The 1,015-nt window shown below is 60.8% G+C and carries 1 protein-coding gene; it reads left to right on the top strand.

The window, feature by feature from the left end:
* Window positions 1–41 precede the first annotated feature (41 nt).
* The gene (locus tag ACEN2S_RS22990; protein ID WP_441870968.1) at window positions 42–758 is read left to right on the top strand and encodes an IS110 family transposase; all 717 of its coding nucleotides are present in this window, start codon (window positions 42–44) and stop codon (window positions 756–758) included.
* The last annotated feature ends 257 nt before the right edge of the window (window positions 759–1,015 follow it).

Raw genomic sequence — 1,015 nt, 5'->3', positions numbered from 1 at the left:
GTGATGCGGAGGCCATTGCCGAAGCCGCGACGCGCCCGACGATGTCATTCGTCGCGATCAAATCGGAAGAGCAGCTCGACCTTCAGGCCCTTCACCGCGCGCGGGAGCGCCTGGTGTCGGACAGGACGCGGCTGATCAATCAGGGCCGCGGCTTCTTGATGGAACGCGGCATCCGGGTAGGAACGGGGCGCCACGTCTTCCAAAAAGAACTGACCAGATTGGCCGCAGAGGGCGCCGACGATCTTTCACCCAGAATGCTCATGCTTCTGTCTGATATGGCGTCAGAGCTGGCCGTGATCAATGATCGCGTCGCGGCCATCGATGCCGAGATCAAGGCACTGGCGAAGACGGATGCCGATATGCAGCGGCTGATGGAGATCCCCGGCGTCGGCCCGACAATTGCAACGGCGCTCGTCGCCGCTGTCGGCACCGGCAGCAGTTTTGGAAAAGGGCGCGATCTCGCCGCATGGCTAGGTCTGGTGCCGCGGCAGGTCACGACAGGTGGCAAGGCCAAGCTGATCGGCATCTCGAAGCACGGCAATCGATACTTGCGCAAACTCTTCATTCACGGAGCCCGAACGGTGCTGCATCTCGTGCGTGACAGGACGACGCCAATAACGGCTTGGGCAGACGGTCTGAAGGAGCGAGCACACGTGAACGTCGCGGCGGTCGCCATGGCCAACAAGATGGCGCGAATTGCCTGGGCTGTTCTGACGAAGGGTGAGAGATATCGGCCGAATGCCATGAGCGGCCTGTAGTAGGGCAAACGCGCAACCGGACAAAGGAATCTGCGAGCGAGGAGGAGATGGACCAACGACCGATCGGCGTCTTGTCAGTCTGATGGGGAGCATGGCCCCTGAAGTGCCGATGAGCTAACGAGACACAGGACGCGCGACTTCCCATCTTGGTCAGGGGCAAATCGAACGGCCCCGAAGAAAGACCGAATACATAGAAGCAGGGTCAGCGGCGCATCGACAAATCACTTGCAGGGGAAGGCAGTTCATACATACTCCCC

Origin of the sequence: Phaeovulum sp. W22_SRMD_FR3, assembly GCF_052113705.1 — a bacterium.
Taxonomy (GTDB): Bacteria; Pseudomonadota; Alphaproteobacteria; order Rhodobacterales; family Rhodobacteraceae; genus JBGQOG01.
This window is presented reverse-complemented; position numbering and strand designations above follow the sequence as displayed.